This window comes from Variovorax sp. GW821-FHT09A10 (genome assembly GCF_059418385.1).
Genome location: NZ_JBWKPT010000001.1, coordinates 1,271,981 through 1,290,548, shown reverse-complemented (window position 1 = coordinate 1,290,548; position 18,568 = coordinate 1,271,981). Strand labels below are relative to the sequence as shown.

General features: G+C 67.8%; 16 protein-coding genes. 11 read left to right on the top strand and 5 right to left on the bottom strand.

Annotated features, from left to right (window positions below; genetic code table 11):
* The first annotated feature begins 145 nt into the window (after positions 1-145).
* The 4 genes from AC07Q9_RS06180 to AC07Q9_RS06165 are packed head-to-tail and all read left to right on the top strand — an operon-like array spanning position 146 to position 5,832.
* Positions 146-2,242: a TonB-dependent siderophore receptor gene (locus tag AC07Q9_RS06180; protein WP_495308046.1), complete on the top strand. Its 2,097-nt coding sequence runs from the start codon at positions 146-148 to the stop codon at positions 2,240-2,242.
* Between the two features lie 29 nt (positions 2,243-2,271).
* Complete coding sequence (locus AC07Q9_RS06175; protein WP_495308044.1) at positions 2,272-3,459, top strand: PepSY-associated TM helix domain-containing protein; 1,188 nt, start codon at positions 2,272-2,274, stop codon at positions 3,457-3,459.
* Positions 3,456-3,668 carry a hypothetical protein gene (locus AC07Q9_RS06170; RefSeq protein WP_495308042.1) on the top strand — a complete coding sequence of 71 codons (213 nt, stop codon included), beginning with the start codon at positions 3,456-3,458 and terminating at the stop codon, positions 3,666-3,668. The genes AC07Q9_RS06175 and AC07Q9_RS06170 overlap by 4 nt, the downstream gene beginning before the upstream one ends.
* Positions 3,669-3,705: 37 nt before the next feature.
* Complete coding sequence (locus AC07Q9_RS06165; protein WP_495308040.1) at positions 3,706-5,832, top strand: TonB-dependent receptor domain-containing protein; 2,127 nt, start codon at positions 3,706-3,708, stop codon at positions 5,830-5,832.
* 73 nt (positions 5,833-5,905) lie between these two features.
* Here the strand turns inward: AC07Q9_RS06165 and metK are convergent, their stop codons facing one another.
* On the bottom strand, positions 5,906-7,090 hold the full coding sequence (metK, locus tag AC07Q9_RS06160; RefSeq protein WP_062471813.1) for a methionine adenosyltransferase: 1,185 nt from the start codon (positions 7,088-7,090) through the stop codon (positions 5,906-5,908).
* Between the two features lie 232 nt (positions 7,091-7,322).
* On the opposite strand from metK, the gene AC07Q9_RS06155 reads away from it, so the two are divergent.
* Both AC07Q9_RS06155 and AC07Q9_RS06150 read left to right on the top strand, forming a co-directional pair.
* The gene (locus tag AC07Q9_RS06155) at positions 7,323-8,219 is read left to right on the top strand and encodes a lysophospholipid acyltransferase family protein (RefSeq protein WP_495308038.1); all 897 of its coding nucleotides are present in this window, start codon (positions 7,323-7,325) and stop codon (positions 8,217-8,219) included.
* Complete coding sequence (locus AC07Q9_RS06150; protein WP_495308036.1) at positions 8,216-9,100, top strand: LpxL/LpxP family acyltransferase; 885 nt, start codon at positions 8,216-8,218, stop codon at positions 9,098-9,100. The genes AC07Q9_RS06155 and AC07Q9_RS06150 overlap by 4 nt, the downstream gene beginning before the upstream one ends.
* Here the strand turns inward: AC07Q9_RS06150 and AC07Q9_RS06145 are convergent.
* A complete protein-coding gene (locus AC07Q9_RS06145) occupies positions 9,094-10,008 on the bottom strand; it encodes an alpha/beta fold hydrolase (RefSeq protein WP_489059017.1) in 915 nt (304 codons plus the stop codon). The genes AC07Q9_RS06150 and AC07Q9_RS06145 overlap by 7 nt on opposite strands.
* Before the next feature lie 90 nt (positions 10,009-10,098).
* The gene (gene yihA / locus AC07Q9_RS06140; RefSeq protein WP_495308034.1) at positions 10,099-10,845 is read right to left on the bottom strand and encodes a ribosome biogenesis GTP-binding protein YihA/YsxC; all 747 of its coding nucleotides are present in this window, start codon (positions 10,843-10,845) and stop codon (positions 10,099-10,101) included.
* A gap of 71 nt (positions 10,846-10,916) precedes the next feature.
* On the opposite strand from yihA, the gene AC07Q9_RS06135 reads away from it, so the two are divergent.
* The 5 genes from AC07Q9_RS06135 (at position 10,917) to msrQ (ending at position 17,030) form a co-directional block, all read left to right on the top strand.
* Positions 10,917-11,588, top strand: a complete 672-nt coding sequence (locus AC07Q9_RS06135; RefSeq protein ID WP_070059954.1) for a c-type cytochrome — start codon at positions 10,917-10,919, stop codon at positions 11,586-11,588.
* A 121-nt stretch (positions 11,589-11,709) separates the two neighbouring features.
* A complete protein-coding gene (locus AC07Q9_RS06130; RefSeq protein WP_495308033.1) occupies positions 11,710-13,899 on the top strand; it encodes a cytochrome c biogenesis protein ResB in 2,190 nt (729 codons plus the stop codon).
* Positions 13,896-15,215 (top strand): c-type cytochrome biogenesis protein CcsB, encoded by a 1,320-nt coding sequence (gene ccsB, locus AC07Q9_RS06125; protein WP_495308031.1) that lies wholly within the window; start codon positions 13,896-13,898, stop codon positions 15,213-15,215. The genes AC07Q9_RS06130 and ccsB overlap by 4 nt, the downstream gene beginning before the upstream one ends.
* Positions 15,216-15,331: 116 nt before the next feature.
* On the top strand, positions 15,332-16,345 hold the full coding sequence (gene msrP, locus AC07Q9_RS06120; protein WP_495308029.1) for a protein-methionine-sulfoxide reductase catalytic subunit MsrP: 1,014 nt from the start codon (positions 15,332-15,334) through the stop codon (positions 16,343-16,345).
* Between the two features lie 31 nt (positions 16,346-16,376).
* Positions 16,377-17,030: a protein-methionine-sulfoxide reductase heme-binding subunit MsrQ gene (gene msrQ / locus AC07Q9_RS06115; protein WP_495308234.1), complete on the top strand. Its 654-nt coding sequence runs from the start codon at positions 16,377-16,379 to the stop codon at positions 17,028-17,030.
* A gap of 7 nt (positions 17,031-17,037) precedes the next feature.
* Here msrQ and lysA read toward each other — a convergent pair whose 3' ends face one another.
* Complete coding sequence (gene lysA / locus AC07Q9_RS06110) at positions 17,038-18,315, bottom strand: diaminopimelate decarboxylase (RefSeq protein WP_354347921.1); 1,278 nt, start codon at positions 18,313-18,315, stop codon at positions 17,038-17,040.
* Positions 18,312-18,560: an LPS translocon maturation chaperone LptM gene (lptM, locus tag AC07Q9_RS06105; RefSeq protein WP_489059008.1), complete on the bottom strand. Its 249-nt coding sequence runs from the start codon at positions 18,558-18,560 to the stop codon at positions 18,312-18,314. The genes lysA and lptM overlap by 4 nt, the downstream gene beginning before the upstream one ends.
* Between the last annotated feature and the right edge of the window lie 8 nt (positions 18,561-18,568).

Here is an 18,568-nt window from a genome sequence, read left to right as displayed (position 1 = left end):
GGGCGGGATCGTAGCTCGGCTGGTGCGGGCGTCCGCGGCGGTTTTGCAACGCTTCGCCCCCGTCTGCTGGAAAACCCGGGGACCGAGACTTTCTTGACAATAGAATGCGAATTGTTATCAATAGCGTTCAATGAACCATAAAAATATGGCAAGAATGAGGGCGCGGCGCAGGGCCGCTTCGGTGTTGGTGGGCTGCCTGGCGATCTACGCGCAGCAGCACGTTCTGGCGCAAACGGGCGGCACGGGTTCGCTCCCTGAAGTGCGCGTCGATGCCAATGCCGAAGCCGAAACCGCCACCTCGCCCGTGATCGGCTACCGCGCGAAGAACGCCGTCACCGCCACCAAGACCGACACACCGCTGTCGGAAACCCCGCAGGCCGTGACCGTGGTCACGCGCGACCAGATGGTCGACCAGGGCGCAACCAACCTGCAGGAGGCGCTCAACTACGCGGCGGGCGTGCGCTCCGACGCCTACGGTGTCGATTCGCGCACCGACTCGATCCGCGTGCGCGGCGCCAACCCCGACATCTACCTCGATGGCCTGCGCCAGGCCTACGGCTACTACACCAGCACCACGCGCACCGAGCCCTACACGCTGGAGCGCCTCGAAGTGCTGCGCGGCCCCTCGGGCATGCTGTTCGGCGCGGGCACCGCGGCGGGCGTGGTCAACATGGTCAGCAAGCGACCGCTGCAGGAGGCCCAGCGCGAGGTGGGCGTGCAGAGCGGCAGCTTCGGCCGCAAGCAGGTGCAGGCCGACCTCACCGGTCCGCTGAACGCCGACGGCTCGCTGTCGTACCGGTTGATCGCGCTGCAGCGCAAGTCCGATTCGCAAGTGGACAACGTGCCCGATGACCGCAGCGTGATCGCGCCCTCGCTCACCTGGCGGCCCAACGCGGCGACCTCGCTCACGCTGCAGGGCCTGTGGCAAAAAGACAGGAGCGGCAGCAGCTCGCAGTTCCTGCCGTGGGAAGGCACCTTGCTGCCGAACCCGAACGGCCGCGTGCCGAGCAGCCGCTTCATCGGCGAGCCTGGCGACTACTACAACAGCGAGCGCCAGACCTTCGGCTGGCAGTTCGAGCACAAGTTCAACGACAGCTGGACCGTGCGCCAGAACTTCCGCTACGCGAAGAACGAAAACGACAACCGCTACCACTACGGCGGCGCGTTCAGCGGCTTCGACAGCTGGTCGACCGACCCGGTCTTCAAGCGCGTGTTCCCCCGCTACTACGACAGCCAACTGACGCGCAACCGCACGCAGACGCTGGACAACCACGTCGAGGGCCACTTCCAGACCGGTGCGCTCCAGCACACGCTGCTCGTGGGCGCGGACTTCGCGCGCCAGCGCGAGAACGTCTGGGGCGGCACCACGGCCGACACCATCGACATCTATGCGCCGGTGTACGGCCACCTGGACGAACCCGAGCGCGTGGCGCGTCCGCGCACCCGCCAGCGCCAGACCGGCCTGTACCTGCAAGACCAGATCAAGCTCGACCACTGGATCTTCGTGGCCGGACTGCGCCATGACCGCGCCGTGTCCAGCGCCGCCGGCAGCGACGAGCAAAAGAGCAGCGCCACCACCAAGCGCCTGGGCGTGATGTACGCCCATCCCTCGGGCTGGTCGCCGTACCTGAGCTACAGCGAGTCGTTCACGCCGCAGTCGCCGCGCGAAGGCCGCATCTTCTCGCCGCTGCGCGGCGAGCAGTGGGAAGCGGGCCTGAAGTACGAGCCGAAGAACCGCGCCCTGGCCTTCAGCGCCGCGGTGTACGACCTGCGCGAGAAGAACCAGATCGTCGAAGAGCAGCCGAAGGTGTTCTCGCAGCGCGGCCTGACCAAGACCAAAGGCGTGGAGCTGGAAGCCAAGGGCTCGGTGGGCGCCAACCTCGACCTGATCGCCCACTACAACTACACCGACGCCGACGCGCAGATCGAAGGCCTGCCCAAGCACCAGGCCAGCTTCTGGGCCAAGTACAGGTTCTCGGTGGCCGGCATGAACGGCTTCTCGGCCGGCGCCGGCGTGCGCGTGATGAGCTCGTTCCGCGACACCCAGTTCGGCACCGGCCCGCGCATCCCGGGCGTGGCGCTGGCCGACCTGGTGTTTGCCTACGATACGGCCCAGTGGCGCTATGCGCTCAACATCAACAACGTGACGGACAAGGTGTACTTCAGCACCTGCCTGTCGCGCGGTGACTGCTGGTACGGTGCGCGCCGCAACATCGTGGCGAGCGCCACCTACCGCTTCTAGCCTTTTCCCACCCAACGACGCACGACGACATGGACAGCCGAAAGATCAAGACCTGGGCCTGGGTGCACAAGTGGAGCAGCCTTGTCTGCACGGTGTTCATGCTGCTGCTGTGCATCACCGGCCTGCCGCTGATCTTCCACCACGAGATCGGCCACCTGCTGGGCACCGAGGTCGAGGCGCCGAAGATGCCGGCGAACACGCCGCGCATCAGCCTGGACAAGGTGGTCGAGATCGGCCGCGCCAAGCACCCCGACCGCGTGGTGCAGTTCGTCTCGCAGCCCGAGGACGACGACGGCCTGTGGTTCGTCACGCTCACGCCCACGCCCGAACCCACCGAAGACTTCAAGTCGGTGGCGGTCGATGCGCGCACCGGCGTCGTGCTGGCGCAGCCGGAGTTCAGCCAGGGCTTCATGTACGTCATGTTCAAGCTGCACGTCGACCTGTTCGCCGGGCTGCCGGGCAAGCTGTTCCTGGGCTTCATGGGACTGCTGCTGCTGGTGGCCATCGTCTCGGGCGTGGTGCTGTATTCGCCGTTCATGCGCAAGCTCGACTTCGGCACGGTGCGGCGCGAGAAGCGTCCGCGCCTGAAGTGGCTCGACCTGCACAACCTGCTGGGCATCGTCACGCTGGTGTGGCTGTTCGTGGTGGGCTCGACCGGCATGATCAACACCTGGGCCGACCTGATCATCAAGTACTGGCAGTACGACCAGCTCAGCACGCTGCTCGCGCCCTACAAGAACGAGCCGGTGGTGCCGGTGGCCGAGCGCGGCTCGCTGCAGCGCTCGATGGAAGGCGCGATGCAGAAGGCGCCCGGCATGAAGCTGTCGTTCATCGCCTTCCCGGGCACCTCGTTCTCGAGCCCGCACCACACGACCTTCTTCCTGCGCGGCAACGAGCCCTTCACCTCGAAGCTGCTGCAGCCGGTGCTTGTCGATGCCAAGACGGCGCAGGTCACGGCGGCGCCGAAGATGCCGTGGTACCTCACGGCGCTGCTGGTGTCGCAGCCGCTGCACTTCGGCGACTACGGCGGCATGCCGATGCAGATCCTGTGGGCGCTGCTGGACATCGCGACCATCATCGTGCTGGGCAGCGGGCTGTACCTGTGGCTCAAGCGCGGCAACACGGTGCCGGCCCAGGCGACCACGACGATTGCGGCGCCCGCCACGGTATCGGGACAACAGCCTGACCCGGCACCGGCCATGAAGGTGCAGGCATGACGACGCACCACAAGGCACCGCACCAATCCTTCTGGCGCATGTGGGGCTGGCCCATCGTGCTGGGCGTGCTGACCACGGTCGGCCTGATCACCGCGCTGTTCAGCGACGGCGGCCTCGGCGACATGGTGGCCTGGGTGGGCCTGGGCGTTCCGGTGCTCGTGTGCGCCTGGTTCGGCTGGCGCCGCTCGCCGCGCACGGGTTCCCGCTAGGCGCAAGGGGCAGGGCACCGACGCAGAATCGGTGCCGATGAATGCCGCACTCTCCTATCCGCTTCGCCTGCTGATCCTGGGCGTTCCGTTGGCCGTGCACGGCCAGCAGCCCGCAACGCCGTCGGCCGGCACGCTGCGCGACGTCACCGTTTCGACGCCGCGCGGCACGCTGTCTCCGTTCCTCGTGCCCGGCTCGGTCGACCGCGTCGACGGCGACGAGATGCGCGACAGCCGGATGCAGGTGAACCTGTCCGAAAGCCTGGGCGCCGTGCCCGGCCTGCAGGTGCAGAACCGCATGAACTACGCGCAGGACCTGCAGCTGTCGGTGCGCGGCTTCGGCGCGCGCTCGACCTTCGGCGTGCGCGGCGTGCGCCTGTACGTCGACGGCATCCCGGCCACCTTGCCCGACGGACAGGGGCAGACCTCGAACATCGACATCGGCTCGGTCGACCGCGTCGAAGTGCTGCGCGGGCCGTTCTCGGCGCTGTACGGCAATTCGTCGGGCGGCGTGGTGCAGGCGTTCACGGCCTCGGGGGAGGGCGCGCCGCGCCTGTCGTACTCGCTGGCGGGCGGCAGCTTCGGCAGCTGGCGCCAGTCGCTGCAGCTCAGCGGTTCGCAGGGCGCGGTCGACTACCTGCTCGGCGCGAGCCACTTTCGCACCGACGGCTGGCGCGAACAGAGTGCCGCGCGGCGCAACATCGCGAACGGCAAGCTGGGCGTCGCGCTCGACAACGGCGACAAGCTCACGCTGGTGCTCAACAGCGTGCGCATCGAGGCGCAAGACCCGCTGGGCCTGACGGCCGAGCAGATCGCGCAGGCGCCGCGCAAGGCACCGCTCGCGCTGCAGTACGACACGCGCAAGACGGTCGAGCAGACGCAGGTTGGCCTGCGCTACGAGCGGCGCCTCAGTGCCGAGCAGGCGCTGCTGTTCATGGTCTACGGTGGCGAGCGCAAGACCGTGCAGTTCCAGTCGATCCCGCCGTCGGCGCAGCAGAGCCCGCTGCATGCGGGCGGCGTGATCGACCTCTCGCGCCAGTACGGCGGCGTCGACCTGCGCTGGACCGCCGCGCTGCAGCTGGCCGACCGGCCCTTCGACCTCGTGGCGGGCCTGGGCTACGACAGCCTGCGCGAGCGCCGCCGCGGCTACGAGAACTACCAGGGCTCCACGGCCGCGCCCCTGTTGGGCGTGCAGGGGCGGCTGCGTCGCAACGAGCGCAACGAGGTCTGGAACCTCGATCCGTATGCGCAGGCCGCCTGGCGCTTCGCCGAGCGCTGGACGCTCGAGGCCGGCGTGCGCCGCAGCCGCGTGCATTTCGATTCGCACGACCTGTACATAGCTGGCGCCAACCGCGACGACAGCGGCAGCGCGAGCTACAGCAAGACTCTGCCCGTGGCCTCGCTGCGCTACCAGGCCACACCCGATCTCGCGGTGTACGGCTCGGTCGGCCGGGGCTTCGAGACGCCGACGCTCAACGAGCTGTCGTACCGTCCGGGCGGCGCCAGCGGGCTCAACTTCGGGCTGCGGCCTTCGGTGAACGACAGCCTCGAAGTGGGCGCGAAGGCGCGGCTGGCCGGCGGCCTGCTGACGGCGGCGCTGTTCCACACCCGCACGCGCGACGAGATCGTGACCGCCACCAACAGCGGCGGCCGCGCCACGTTCCAGAACGCGGGGCGCACGCGGCGCAACGGCTTCGAGCTGGGTTGGCAGCACGAGACGGCCGACCACTGGCGCACGCAGGTGGCCTACACCTGGCTGGACGCGACCTACCGCGATGCGTTCTGCTCGCCGTCGCCCTGCGCGGGCGGCAACGCGGTGAACGCGGGCAACCGCATCCCGGGCATCGCGCGCCAGTCGCTCTTCGCCTCGCTCGGCTGGGTACCGCCCGAGGGCTGGCGCGCGGGTGTCGAGATGCGCGCGCTGAGCCGCATCCAGGCCAACGACCTGAACACCGCGAGCGCGCACGGCTACGCCGTGGCGGCGCTGTATGCCGGCTACCTGAAGAAGTGGGAGCGCTGGGACTTCAACGCCTTCGCGCGCGTCGACAACCTGTTCGACCGGCGCTACATGGGCTCGGTCATCGTCAACGAAGGCAATGCGCGCTTCTACGAGCCCGCGCCGGGCCGCAACTGGACGGTGGGCCTGAGCGGCGCGTACCGCTTCTGAAGAACGCGCCATGAAATGAAAAGGCCCGCCGCCCCGAGGGGACGGCGGGCCTTGAGACCCGGTATCGCCGTGCTTACTTGAGGCCGGCCGCAGCGCGCAGTGCAGCGGCTTGCGTCGTGGCTTCCCAGGTGAACTCGGGCTCTTCGCGGCCGAAGTGGCCGTACGCGGCGGTCTTCTGGTAGATCGGGCGCAGCAGGTCGAGCATCTGGATGATGCCCTTCGGACGCAGGTCGAAGTGCTCGCGCACCAGCTCGGCGATCTTCTCGTCGGGGATCACGCCGGTGCCTTCGGTGTAGACCGTGATGTTCATCGGTTGGGCCACGCCGATGGCGTACGCCACCTGGATCTGGCACTGGCGCGCCAGGCCGGCGGCCACGATGTTCTTGGCCACGTAGCGCGCGGCGTAGGCGGCCGAGCGGTCGACCTTCGACGGGTCCTTGCCCGAGAACGCGCCGCCGCCGTGCGGGCAGGCGCCGCCGTAGGTGTCGACGATGATCTTGCGGCCGGTGAGGCCGCAGTCGCCCTGCGGGCCGCCGATGACGAAGCGGCCGGTCGGGTTGATCAGGTAGCGCGTGTTCTGCAGCCATTCCTTGGGCAGCACGGGCTTGATGATCTCTTCGATGATGGCTTCGTTGAACGAGGCCTTCATCTTGGTCGGCGTTTCGCTCTGGTCGGGGCTGTGCTGCGTGGAGAGCACCACGGTGTCGATGCTGTGGGGCTTGCCGTCCACGTAGCGCATCGTGACCTGGCTCTTGGCGTCGGGGCGCAGGAAGGGCAGGCGGCCGTCCTTGCGCAGCTGGGCCTGGCGCTCCACGAGGCGGTGCGCGTAGTAGATCGGCGCGGGCATCAGCTCGGGCGTCTCGTCGCAGGCGTAGCCGAACATCAGGCCCTGGTCGCCGGCGCCGGTGTTCAGGTGGTCGTCCGAGGCGTGGTCCACGCCCTGGGCGATGTCGTTGGACTGCTTGTCGTAGCAGACCATCACCGCGCAGCCCTTGTAGTCGATGCCGTACTCGGTGTTGTCGTAGCCGATGCGCTTGATGGTGTCGCGCGCGACCTGGATGTAGTCGACGTGCGCGTTGGTCGTGATCTCGCCGGCGAGCACCACGAGGCCGGTGTTGGTCAGCGTTTCGGCGGCGACGCGGCTGCGGGGATCTTGTTCGAAGATCGCGTCGAGGATCGCGTCCGAGATCTGGTCCGCGACCTTGTCGGGATGGCCTTCGGAGACCGATTCGGAGGTAAAGAGAAAGTCGTTCGCCACTGTAGTCACTCCTTGAAGTTCAATTGGCGCGTTGCCAACTCTGCGGAGCCCTGGCGAACGCTTTAGCAGATGTCGATGAATCGACGGGACACAATCGCATTCGCGCTTGTGGGTGTCGCCCTGCAAGTTGTTCCGTAACTCGGCGACAATTTGCATTCTATTCGAGCCGCGCAATACCATGCGCGCGCGTCCGCCTTTTGACCCTCCCTGACTCTCTCCCCCTCCCCGTTCAATGATCACCCTGTTCCGCCTGCTTGCCCGCGTGCCGATGCCGTTGATGCATCGGCTCGGCGCCTTGCTGGGATGGCTGGTCTGGTGGTGCGCGCCGGACTACCGCCGCCGCTTCAAGGCCAACGCCGAGAGCGCCGGCTTCTCGCCCGCGCAGTACCGTCCCGCCATCGCCGCCGCCGGCCACATGGCGTCCGAGCTGCCCTGGCTGTGGCTGCGCCCGCAGGGCGAGAGCGTGCTGACGCGCGTGGTGCGCTGGGAAGGCGTCGAGGCCTTCGAGGCCGCGATGCGCGCGAAGAAGGGCGTGATCCTCGTGGCGCCGCACCTGGGCAGCTGGGAGATGTGCGGCCAGGCCATCGGCGAGCGCTTTCTCGCGGACTTCGGGCCGATCACCGCGCTGTTCCGTCCGGCGCGCAAGAAATGGATGGCCGACCTGATCGCGGCGGGCTCGCGCGACCGGCCCGGCCTGCAGACCCTGCCGACCAACAACACCGGCGTGCGCGGCCTGATCCGAACGCTGCGCAGCGGCGGCTACACCGGCATCCTGCCCGACCAGGTGCCGCCGCTGGGGCAGGGCGTGTGGGCGCCTTTCCTCGGCCGCCCCGCCTACACCATGACCCTGCTTCCCCGTTTGGCCCAACAGACCGGCGCCGCCTGCTTCCTCAGCGTGTGCGAGCGCCTGCCGCGCGGCGCGGGCTACGTGATCCGCTTCGAGCCGATCGTCGGCACCGCGCTCACCGACCCCGCGGCTTCGATTGAAGACGCCGCTGCTGCCATGAACGACGGCATCGGTCGCCTGATCCACAGCCTGCCCGGCCAGTACGTGTGGGATTACGCGCGCTACAAGGAGCCGCGCGGCGAACCCGCCGTGGTGGCTGCGGCCGGAGGGGCCGCGCCATGAGCCTCAGCTCCCGACTCGGTATCGGCTTCATGCGGGTGCTGGCACCGCTGCCCCTGCCGCTCGTGCGCGGCTTCAGCAAGGTGCTCGGCCGCCTGCTGCACACCATCGCCGTGCCGCGGCGGCGCGTGGTCGACCGGAACCTGGCCCTGTGCTTCCCCGGGAAATCGGAGGCCGAGCGCCGCGCCATCGCGCGCGAGACCTTCGTCTTCGTCGCGCAGTCATGGCTGGACCGCAGCTGGCTCTGGCATGCGCCCGAACAGGTGGTGAAGAGCCGGCTGAAGATCGTCGGTTCTGCGCCGGAAATCCGCGAGATCGCCGAGGGCGACGCGCCGATGATCCTGTTTGCGCCGCACTTCTACGGCCTCGATGCCGCGGCCACCGCGCTCACCATGCACACGGCGCGCCCCTCGGCCACGATCTACACGACCCAGCGCGACCCGATGGTCGATGCCTGGATCCGCGAAGGCCGCACCCGCTTCGGCGACGTGGCGGCGCTCAACCGGGTGGACGGCATCAAGCCCATCCTCTCGGGGCTGCGCAAGGGCGGTTTGCTGTACCTGCTGCCCGACATGGATTTCGGGCGCGACCAGACCATCTTCGTGCCGTTCTACGGCGTGCAGGCGGCCACCGTGCCCTCGCTGTCGCGCTTTGCGCGGCTGGGCAAGGCCAAGGTGGTGCCGGTAGTGGCGAAGCTCACGCCGGGCGGCTACGAGATCCAGGTGCTGTCGGCGTGGCAGAACTTCCCGACCGACGACGTCGAGGCCGACACGGCGCTCATGAACGAGCGCCTGCAGGGCTACATCGACACGATGCCGTCCCAGTACTACTGGGTGCATCGCAGGTTCAAGACCCGCCCGGAAGGCGAGCCCCCTATTTACTGATTGCGGGCGAGGAAGCCCTCGATCTCGCGCGCGACCAGTTGCGGCTGCTCGTGCACGATCCAGTGGGTGGCGTTGGGCACCTTCTTGACCTCGAGCTTCGGCACGTAGTCTTCCAGCCCCTCGAGCAGGCCGGGCAGCAGCGCCGCGTCGTCGAGCGCCCAGAACACGAAGGTCGGCATGGTCACCGTGAGGCGTTCGCGCGGCAGCACCGGGATGCTGTCGACAGTCTGGCCCGGTAGCGGCGGCTTCATCGGCGTCACGCGGTACAGGTTGCAGGCGCCCGTGAGGCCCGCGCTCCAGACCTCGCGGTACTGCTGCTTCACTTCTTCGGTGAGCCAGCCGAAGCCGTCCGGGCCGGCCTTCATCAGCAGGAAGAAGGGCCACATGCGCTTGAAGTCGTCGGCCGCGAGCAGGGCTTCGGCATCGGGGCGCGCCAGGAAGTGCATGTAGGCGCTGGCCTGCTGCTGCGCCGGGTTGTTGCGCAGCTCGCGCGTGAACGTGCCCGGGTGCGGCGAATTGATGATGACCAGCTTGCCGACCTGCTGCGGGAAGGCGTTGGCGTAGCCCCAGGCGAAGGCGCCGCCCCAGTCGTGGGCCACCAGCGCGGCCATGGTGCCGTCGGCGCTCTCGGTGGCCACGAGCTGCTGGATGTCCTGGATCAGCAGGTGGGCCTTGTAGTCGGCCACTTCCGTGGGCGCGCTGGACTTTTCGAAACCGCGCAGGTTCGGCGCCACGCAGCGGTAGCCGCCGTGGGCCGGGTCCGAGAAGTAGGCGAGCAGCTCGTCCCAGATGAACGCGGCCTCGGGAAAGCCGTGCAGGAACACCATCAGCGGCTGTCCCGGCTTGCCGGCGGCGCGGCAGCTCAGGGTGGTGCCGTTTGGCAGGCTGCGTTGGAAGGTCTCGATCATGCTTCGTGTCTCCTTGGGTTGACTGTCGCTATTGTTTTGATAGTGAACTTCGCAGGCGAGGCGCTCGATGCAGCCGGTTCCTCTAGCGCATCAGGCGTCTTCGGCCGGTGGTGGCGTGGGCGCTGCCGGTGCTGCTGCGGCGTCGTCGGGATGCACCCAGCGCCACAGCAGCTCGGCCGCCTCGCCGACCCCTTGCTTCTTCAGGGCCGAGAACAGTTTGACCTCGCCGCCGCCGGCGTTCAGTCGCGTAATCGACAGCACCTTGGCGGCTTCGGTGCGGGTGAGCTTGTCGGACTTGGTCAGCAGCACCAGGAATTTCAGGCCTTGCTCGACGCGCGGACGGATCACGTCGAGCAGGATCTCGTCGAGCTCGGTCAGGCCGTGGCGCGGATCGCACATCAGGACAACCCCGCGCAGACTTTCGCGCGTCATGAGGTAGTTGCCCATCACGCGCTGCCAGCGCAGCTTGGCTTCCTTCGGCACAGCCGCGTAGCCGTAGCCGGGCAGGTCGGCCAGCACGGCGTCGTCGACCTTCTGCTTGCCGATGCCGAACAGGTTGATGTGCTGCGTGCGGCCGGGCGTCTTCGAGGCAAAAGCCAGACGCGTCTGCTGTGTCAGGGTGTTGATGGCGGTCGATTTGCCGGCGTTGGAGCGGCCCACAAAAGCGATCTCGGGCAGGTCGACCGGGGGCAGGTGTTCCAGCTGCGGAGCGCTGGTCAGGAAGTGGGCGGTGTGCAGCCAACCCAGGGCCACGCGCTCGCGTTCAGCGACCTGCGGGTCCACGGCAGGGGCCGCGCGGGGAGGATAAGCGGCGGACTTGGCGCGCGGGGAGGTCATCTATGGGCTTTCGGAACGGGGCGCCATTGTAGAATCGCGGGGTTTTGCGCCATAAATTCGAAGCCCCCGATATGAAGTTGTTTGCCAATATTCTGCTTGCAGCCCTCATGGGCGTCGCAGCCAGCGCGAGTTTTGCAGCCGATGAGCATGCCGCTGCCCCCGCAGCGGCAGCCGCCAAGCCGGCCAAGCCCGATCCCGCCAAGGGCGACACGCTGTTCAATGCGACGCCGGCCAACAGCCAAAGCTGTGCTTCCTGCCACAACGCGGACGGCAACTCGGCCATCGCAGCCAACCCGAAGCTGGCGCAACAACACCCCGAATACATCCTCAAGCAGCTGCAGGACTTCAAGTCCGGCAAGCGCAAGAGCGCCATCATGAAGCCGCTGGCGTCGGCGCTGTCCGAAGACGACATGCGCAACATCGCCTGGTTCGTCGGCTCCAAGAAGATCAAGCCGGGCTTCTCGAAAGAGAAGGACACGGTCGCCCTCGGCGAAAAGATCTACCGCGGCGGCATCGGCGATCGCCAGATCCCCGCCTGCGCCGGCTGCCACAGCCCGAACGGTGCCGGCCTCCCGGCCCAGTACCCGCGCCTGGGTGGCCAGCACGCCGACTACACCGTGACCCAGCTCGTGGCCTTCCGCGACAACGTCCGCCTGAACAGCTCGCCCATGAACGGCGTGGCCGCCAAGCTCAACGATCGCGAAATCAAGGCTGTCGCCGACTACATCGCCGGCCTGCGCTGATTTCCGCTGTCGCGCTGTCCAGCGTGAACTAACCGCCGATAAAAATCCCAAACAAAGGGCGGGCCGATCCAGGAGGATGGCCCGCCCTTTTGTTTTTTTCTCCTTTCCTGGTTCCCTTCCGATGACCGTTTCCACCCATGGCCTTCGCGTGCATCGCGGCCCGCAGCTGCTTCGCGCCGCGGTGGAACTGCTGTCGTCGATGCGCTTCGCGATCGCGCTGCTGACGGTCATCTGCATCGCCTCGATCATCGGCACCGTGCTCAAGCAGCATGAGCCGATCAACAACTACATCAACCAGTTCGGGCCCTTCTGGGCCGATCTGTTCCGCGCGGCCCGGCTCGACTCGGTCTACAGCGCCTGGTGGTTCATGCTGATCCTGCTGTTCCTGGTGATCAGCACGTCGTTGTGCGTCGCGCGCAACACGCCGCGCATCCTGATCGACCTGCGCACCTTCAAGGAAGACATCCGCGCACAGAGCCTCAAGGCCTTCGGCCAGCGCGCCGAAAACCGCCTGACGGAAACGCCCGACGTGGCGGCCAACCGCATCGGCCAACTGCTGGTGAGCGGCGGCTGGAAGGTCAAGCTGCAACAGCGCCACGCCAGCGCCGACGGCAAGGCCGCGGCGGGCTGGATGGTCGCGGCACGCGCCGGCGGCGCCCACAAGCTGGGCTACATCGCGGCCCATAGCGCCATCGTGCTGGTGTGCATCGGCGGCCTGCTCGACGGCGACCTCGTCGTGCGCGCCCAGACCTGGCTCAACGGCAAGAGCGTGTTCACGGGCGGCGGCATGATCGCCGACGTGGCGCCCGAGCACCGCCTGTCGACCGCCAACCCGACCTTCCGCGGCAACATCCTCGTGCCCGAAGGCGGGCGGGGCAACGTGGCCATCCTGAACCAGGCCGATGGCGTGCTGCTGCAGGAGCTGCCGTTCACCATCGAGCTGAAGAAGTTCATCGTCGACTACTACTCGACCGGCATGCCCAAGCTGTTCGCCAGCGAGGTGGTGCTGCACGACCGCGAGAGCGGCGAGCAGGTGCCCGCGCGCATCGAGGTGAACCACCCGGCCAGCTACAAGGGCGTGGAGATCTACCAGTCGAGCTTCGACGACGGCGGCTCCACGGTGAAGCTCAAGGCGGTGCCGATGGCGGCGGCGGCCAAGCCCTTCGAGGTCGAGGGCATCATCGGCGGCCCGAGCACCGAGATCACCAACGGCAAGGACAAGCTCACGCTCGAGTACGCCGCGCTGCGCGTGATCAACGTCGAGAATTTTGCCGACGGCGGCGCCATGGGCAGCGGCGCCGACGTGCGCAAGGTCGACCTGCGCCACGGCATCGAGTCGCGCCTGGGCGCCGCCAACAAGACCAACAAGCCCAAGGTGCTGCGCAACATCGGCCCGAGCATCGGCTACAAGCTGCGCGACGCGTCGGGCCAGGCGCGGGAATACCAGAACTACATGGTGCCGGTCGACGCCGGCGACGGCCAGCCGGTGTTCCTGCTGGGCATGCGCGAGAAGCCTGAAGACCCGTTCCGCTACCTGCGCGTGCCGTCGGACGAGCAGGGCTCGATGGACGGTTTCGTGCGCATGCGCACCGCGTTGGGCGACCCCGCCACGCGCGAGCGTGCCGTCGAGCGCTACATCGCCAAGGCGACCGACCCGAAGCGCCCGGAGATGGCCGAGCAGCTGCGCGTGTCGGCCGCCCGCGCGCTGGCGCTGTTCTCGGGGGCCGAGCGCGCCAAGGCCGACGCCGCGTCGCAGGGCGGCTGGCAGGCGATTGCCGAGTTCATGGAAGCCAACGTGCCCGAGGCCGAGCGTGAGCGCGCCGGCACGGTGCTGGTGCGCATCCTCAACGACGTGCTGTTCGAAGTGCTCAACCTGAGCCGCGAGGGCGCCGGCCTGGCCGCGCTGCCGAACGACGAGAAAACCCAGGGCTACCTGACGCAGGCCGTGCTGGCCCTGAGCGACGCGCACTTCTACCCGGCGCCGGTCGCGATGATGATGACCGACTTCACCCAGGTGCAGGCCAGCGTCTTCCAGGTGGCGCGCGCCCCTGGCAAGAACATCGTCTATCTGGGGTGTCTGTTGCTGATCGTCGGTATTTTTGCCATGCTGTACGTGCGCGAGCGCCGCCTGTGGGTGTGGCTGACACCCGGCGGCGGCGCCTCTGGAGACAACGACGGCCGCGACACCAGCGCAACCGTCGCCACGATGGCGTTCTCGGTCAACCGCAAGACCCTGGACAGCGATCGCGAATTCGAGCATCTGAAGCACAAGCTGCTCGCCCTGAAGAAAGAAGAACCGGCGTCACCATGAACACCACGACCCTCACGCTCCACGAAAGCTGGCTCTCCCGCCGCAACCTGTTCGACTGGGTGTTCGCGGCGCTGGTGCTGGCCGGCGGCGCGTTCGCCTTCATGCGCCACGCCGCCTCGATGGACAGCTACGAAAAGCCGATCCTCGTGGCGGCGCTGGTCTCGGTCATCGGCATCTGCTGGTTCTGGCGCCCGCTGCGGGTGCTGGCGCTGGTGGTGGCCGCGGCCTCGCTGCTGGCCATCAGCTCCTACCAGGGCGACCTGGCGCGCGCCGACTCGGTGTTCTGGCTCAAGTACTTCCTGTCGAGCCAGTCGGCCATCCTCTGGATGAGCGTGCTGTTCTTCATGAGCACGCTGTTCTACTGGATCGGTTTCGTCGCCGGCAAGCAGCAGGCCGACACCTTCGACCTGATCGGTTCCCGCCTGGCCTGGGCGGCCGTGACCATGGCGCTGATCGGCACCATGGTGCGTTGGTACGAAAGCCACCAGCTCGGTCCGGACATCGGCCACATCCCGGTGAGCAACCTGTACGAAGTGTTCGTGCTGTTCTGCTGGCTGACGGCCGCGTTCTACCTGTACTTCGAAGAGCGCTACAACACGCGCGCGCTGGGCGCGTTCGTGATGTTGGTGGTCAGCGCGGCGGTCGGCTTCCTGCTCTGGTACACGATCGTGCGCGAGGCGCATGAGATCCAGCCGCTGGTGCCCGCGTTGCAGAGCTGGTGGATGAAGCTGCACGTGCCCGCCAACTTCATCGGCTACGGCACCTTCGCGCTCGCAGCCATGGTGGCTTTCGCCTACCTCATCAAGGAACAGGCCAACGAGACCCGCTGGTACAAGCTCACGCCGATCTGGCTGCTGGGCGCGGCGCTGTGCTTCGTGCCGGTGGCCTTCCGCCAGCGCGTGCAGGAAGCCGGCGGCAGCTACTGGGTGATCTACGCGGGCATCTCGGCGCTGATCGCCGCGGGCATCCTGCTGGGGCGCAAGCGCATCGCGGCGCGCCTGCCGGCCAACGAGGTGCTCGACGACGTCATGTACAAGTCGATCACCGTCGGCTTCGCCTTCTTCACCATCGCCACCGTGCTCGGCGCCCTGTGGGCGGCCGACGCCTGGGGCGGCTACTGGAGCTGGGACCCGAAGGAAACCTGGGCGCTGATCGTCTGGCTCAACTACGCGGCCTGGCTGCACATGCGCCTCGTGAAGGGCCTGCGCGGCACCGTGGCCGCCTGGTGGGCGCTGGCCGGCCTGGCCGTGACCACCTTCGCCTTCCTTGGCGTGAACATGTTCCTGAGCGGTCTGCACAGCTACGGCACGCTCTGAGCGCAGGTTCTGCGCCTTTCGCGAAGAATTGAAACCACGCGCCGCCATGGCGCGTAACCAAACCAGGGCATGTCACGAACTACCCTGAGCACAACGATTCACGCGAAAGGCCTGTCATGTCGTTCCCTTCCCGTTCGCACCGTCGCGACACCCGCGGTTTTGTCCATCCGCTGTCGAGCGAGATCACGCCGCGCGCGGCCTACGAAGGCCGGCGCGACCTGCTCAAGCTGATGGCCGGCGGCGCGGCAGGCGCCGCGCTGGCTGGCTTTGCGGGGCGCGAGGCCTTCGCCCAGGCGACCGGCCCGCACAAGCTGGCCTTGCTGCCGGGCGCCAAGTCGGCCGTGCCGGGCGCGCAGACCATGGAAAAGCTCACCGACTACAAGGACGCGAGCAGCTACAACAACTACTACGAGTTCGGCGTCGACAAGGGCGATCCGGTGAAGAACGCCGGCACCCTCAAGACGCGGCCGTGGACCGTGGAGGTCGAGGGGCTGGTCAAGAAACCGGGCAAGTACGGCATCGAAGACCTGCTCAAGCTCAGTGCGCAGGAAGAGCGCATCTACCGCCTGCGCTGCGTCGAGGGCTGGTCGATGGTGATCCCGTGGGTCGGCTACTCGCTGGCCGAGCTCATCAAGAAGGTCGAGCCGCAGGGCAATGCCAAGTTCGTCGAGTTCGTGACGCTGGCCGACCCGAAGACCATGCCCTTCGTCGGCTCGCGCGTGCTCGACTGGCCCTACACCGAGGGCCTGCGCATGGACGAGGCGATGCACCCGCTCACGCTGCTGGCCTTCGGTATGTACGGCGAGGTGCTGCCCAATCAGAACGGCGCGCCGGTGCGGCTCGTGGTGCCATGGAAGTACGGCTTCAAGTCGGCCAAGTCGATCGTCAAGATCCGCTTCGTCGAGAAAGAGCCGAGCACGGCCTGGAACAAGGCGGCGGCGCAGGAGTACGGCTTCTATTCGAACGTGAACCCGAACGTCGACCACCCGCGCTGGAGCCAGGCGACCGAGCGCCGCATCGGCGACGGCGGCGGCCTGTTCGCGAAGCGGCGCAAGACCGAGATGTTCAACGGCTACGAGGCACAGGTCGGCCAGCTCTACGCCGGCATGGACCTGAAGAAGAACTACTGAGCGGGCGCGCCCGCCCGGTCGTTGCGCCATGCTGAACAAGCTGCTCATGCACCCGGCGACCAAGCCGGTCGTCTTCCTGCTGTGCCTGCTGCCGTTCGCGCGGCTGGCCTTCGGCGCCTTCACCGACGGGTTGGGCGCGAACCCCGCCGAGTTCCTGATCCGCGCGACGGGCGACTGGACCCTGCGGTTCATCTGCATCGTGCTGGCGGTGACGCCGCTGCGCGTGATCGCCAAGCTCAACGCGCTGGCGCGGCTGCGCCGCATGCTGGGCCTGTTCGCGTACTTCTATGTGGTGCTGCACCTGCTGTGCTACAGCTGGTTCGACATGGGTTTCGAGTGGGGCGACATCGCCAAGGACATCGCCAAGCGACCGTTCATCCTGGTGGGCTTCTCGGCCTTTGTGCTGCTGACGCCGCTGGCGGCCACGTCGTTCAACCGCGCGATCAAGGCGATGGGCGCCAAGCGCTGGCAGCTGCTGCACAAGCTGGTCTACGTGATCGCGGGGCTCGGGCTGCTGCACTTCTTCTGGATGCGCGCGGGCAAGAACAACTTCGCCGAAGTGTTCGTCTACGCCGCGATCATCGGGGTGCTGCTGGCGTGGCGCGTGTGGAACTTCGCGCGCAAGCGCCAGGCCCGACCTGCAGTGGCCGTGCGCGGCGGCGAGAAGCCGCTGCGCACCGGCTGAGACCGGATCAGCCGTCGATCTCGGCCCGCAGCTGGTCTTCCATCGTCTCGCGACGGCGGATCAGCTTGGCGCTGGCGCCGCTCACCAGCACCTCGGCGGCACGGCCGCGCGTGTTGTAGTTGCTGGCCATGCTCATGCAGTACGCACCCGCCGACAGCACGGCCAGCAGGTCGCCGGCCACCACGTTGAGTGCGCGGTCGCGGCCGATCCAGTCGCCGCTTTCGCAGACCGGGCCCACCACGTCGTAGGTCGGCGCGTCGCCGGCGCGCTCGCGCAGCGGCACGATCTTCTGGAAGGCCTGGTACATCGCGGGGCGCGGCAGGTCGTTCATGGCCGCGTCCACGATGCAGAAGTTCTTGTCTTCGCCGGGCTTGGTGTAGAGCACCTCGGTCACGCACACGCCGGCGTTGCCGACCAGCGAACGGCCGGGCTCGATGACCAGCTTGCGCTGGCCGAAGCCGCGCGCGTCGAGCTTGGCGAGCAGCTGCTGCCACAGTGCATCGGCCTTGGGTGGCACTTCGCCGTTGTAGTCGATGCCCAGGCCGCCGCCGAAGTCCAGGTGATGGATCGGCACGCCGGCTGCCTCGATGGCTTCCACCAGGTCGAGCACGCGGTCGCAGGCGTCCAGGTAGGGCGAAGCTTCGGTGATCTGCGAGCCGATGTGGCAGTCGATGCCGACCACCTCGAGGCCCGGCAGCCGGGCGGCGTGCTGGTAGGCCTGCACCGCGCGGTCGTGCGCGATGCCGAACTTGTTGCCCTTGAGGCCCGTGGAAATGTACGGGTGCGTCTTCGGATCGACGTTCGGATTGATGCGGATGCTGATCGGTGCGCGCACCTTCTCGGCCAGCGCCACCTCGTTGAGCACGTCGAGCTCGGCTTCGCTCTCGACGTTGAAGCAGGCGATGCCGGCCGCCAGGGCCTGGCGCATCTCGGCGCGCGTCTTGCCGACGCCCGAGAAAATGATCTTCTTCGGATCGGCACCCACGGCCAGCACGCGCGACAGCTCGCCGCCCGAGACGATGTCGAAACCGCAACCGGCCTCGGCGAAGACGCGCAGCACGCCGAGCGAGGAATTGGCCTTCATCGCGTAGCAGATCAGCGCCTCGCGGCCCTCGAAGCCGCGCTGGTAGGCGGCCAGGGCGTCGAGCATCCACTGCTTCGAATAGACGAACAGCGGCGTGCCGTGCGTGCGCGCCAGCGCGTCGAGCGCGACGCCCTCGACGTGCAGGGCGCCGTCGCGGTGGGCGATATGGGGGTGGCCGGGCAGAGGGGTGTTCGTCGTCATTTCTGGGGAGAGGTGGGGGCGCTGCTCGCTGCGGCGGGCTTCGGGGCCGCTTCGTCGGAGGCTTTGGAGCCACCGGGCGTGAGCAATTGAGGCAAGGTGGCGCGCTGGGCGGCCGCCGGATCGGTCGGCAGGAAGAGCGCACCGCGCTGTCCGCACGCCGCAAGGCCGGCCGCGCTGGCGGCAAGGCAGACCATGAGCGCGGTGCGGGCGCGAGCGCTCACTAGAATTTGGCGAACATTCAACATGCTGAAAT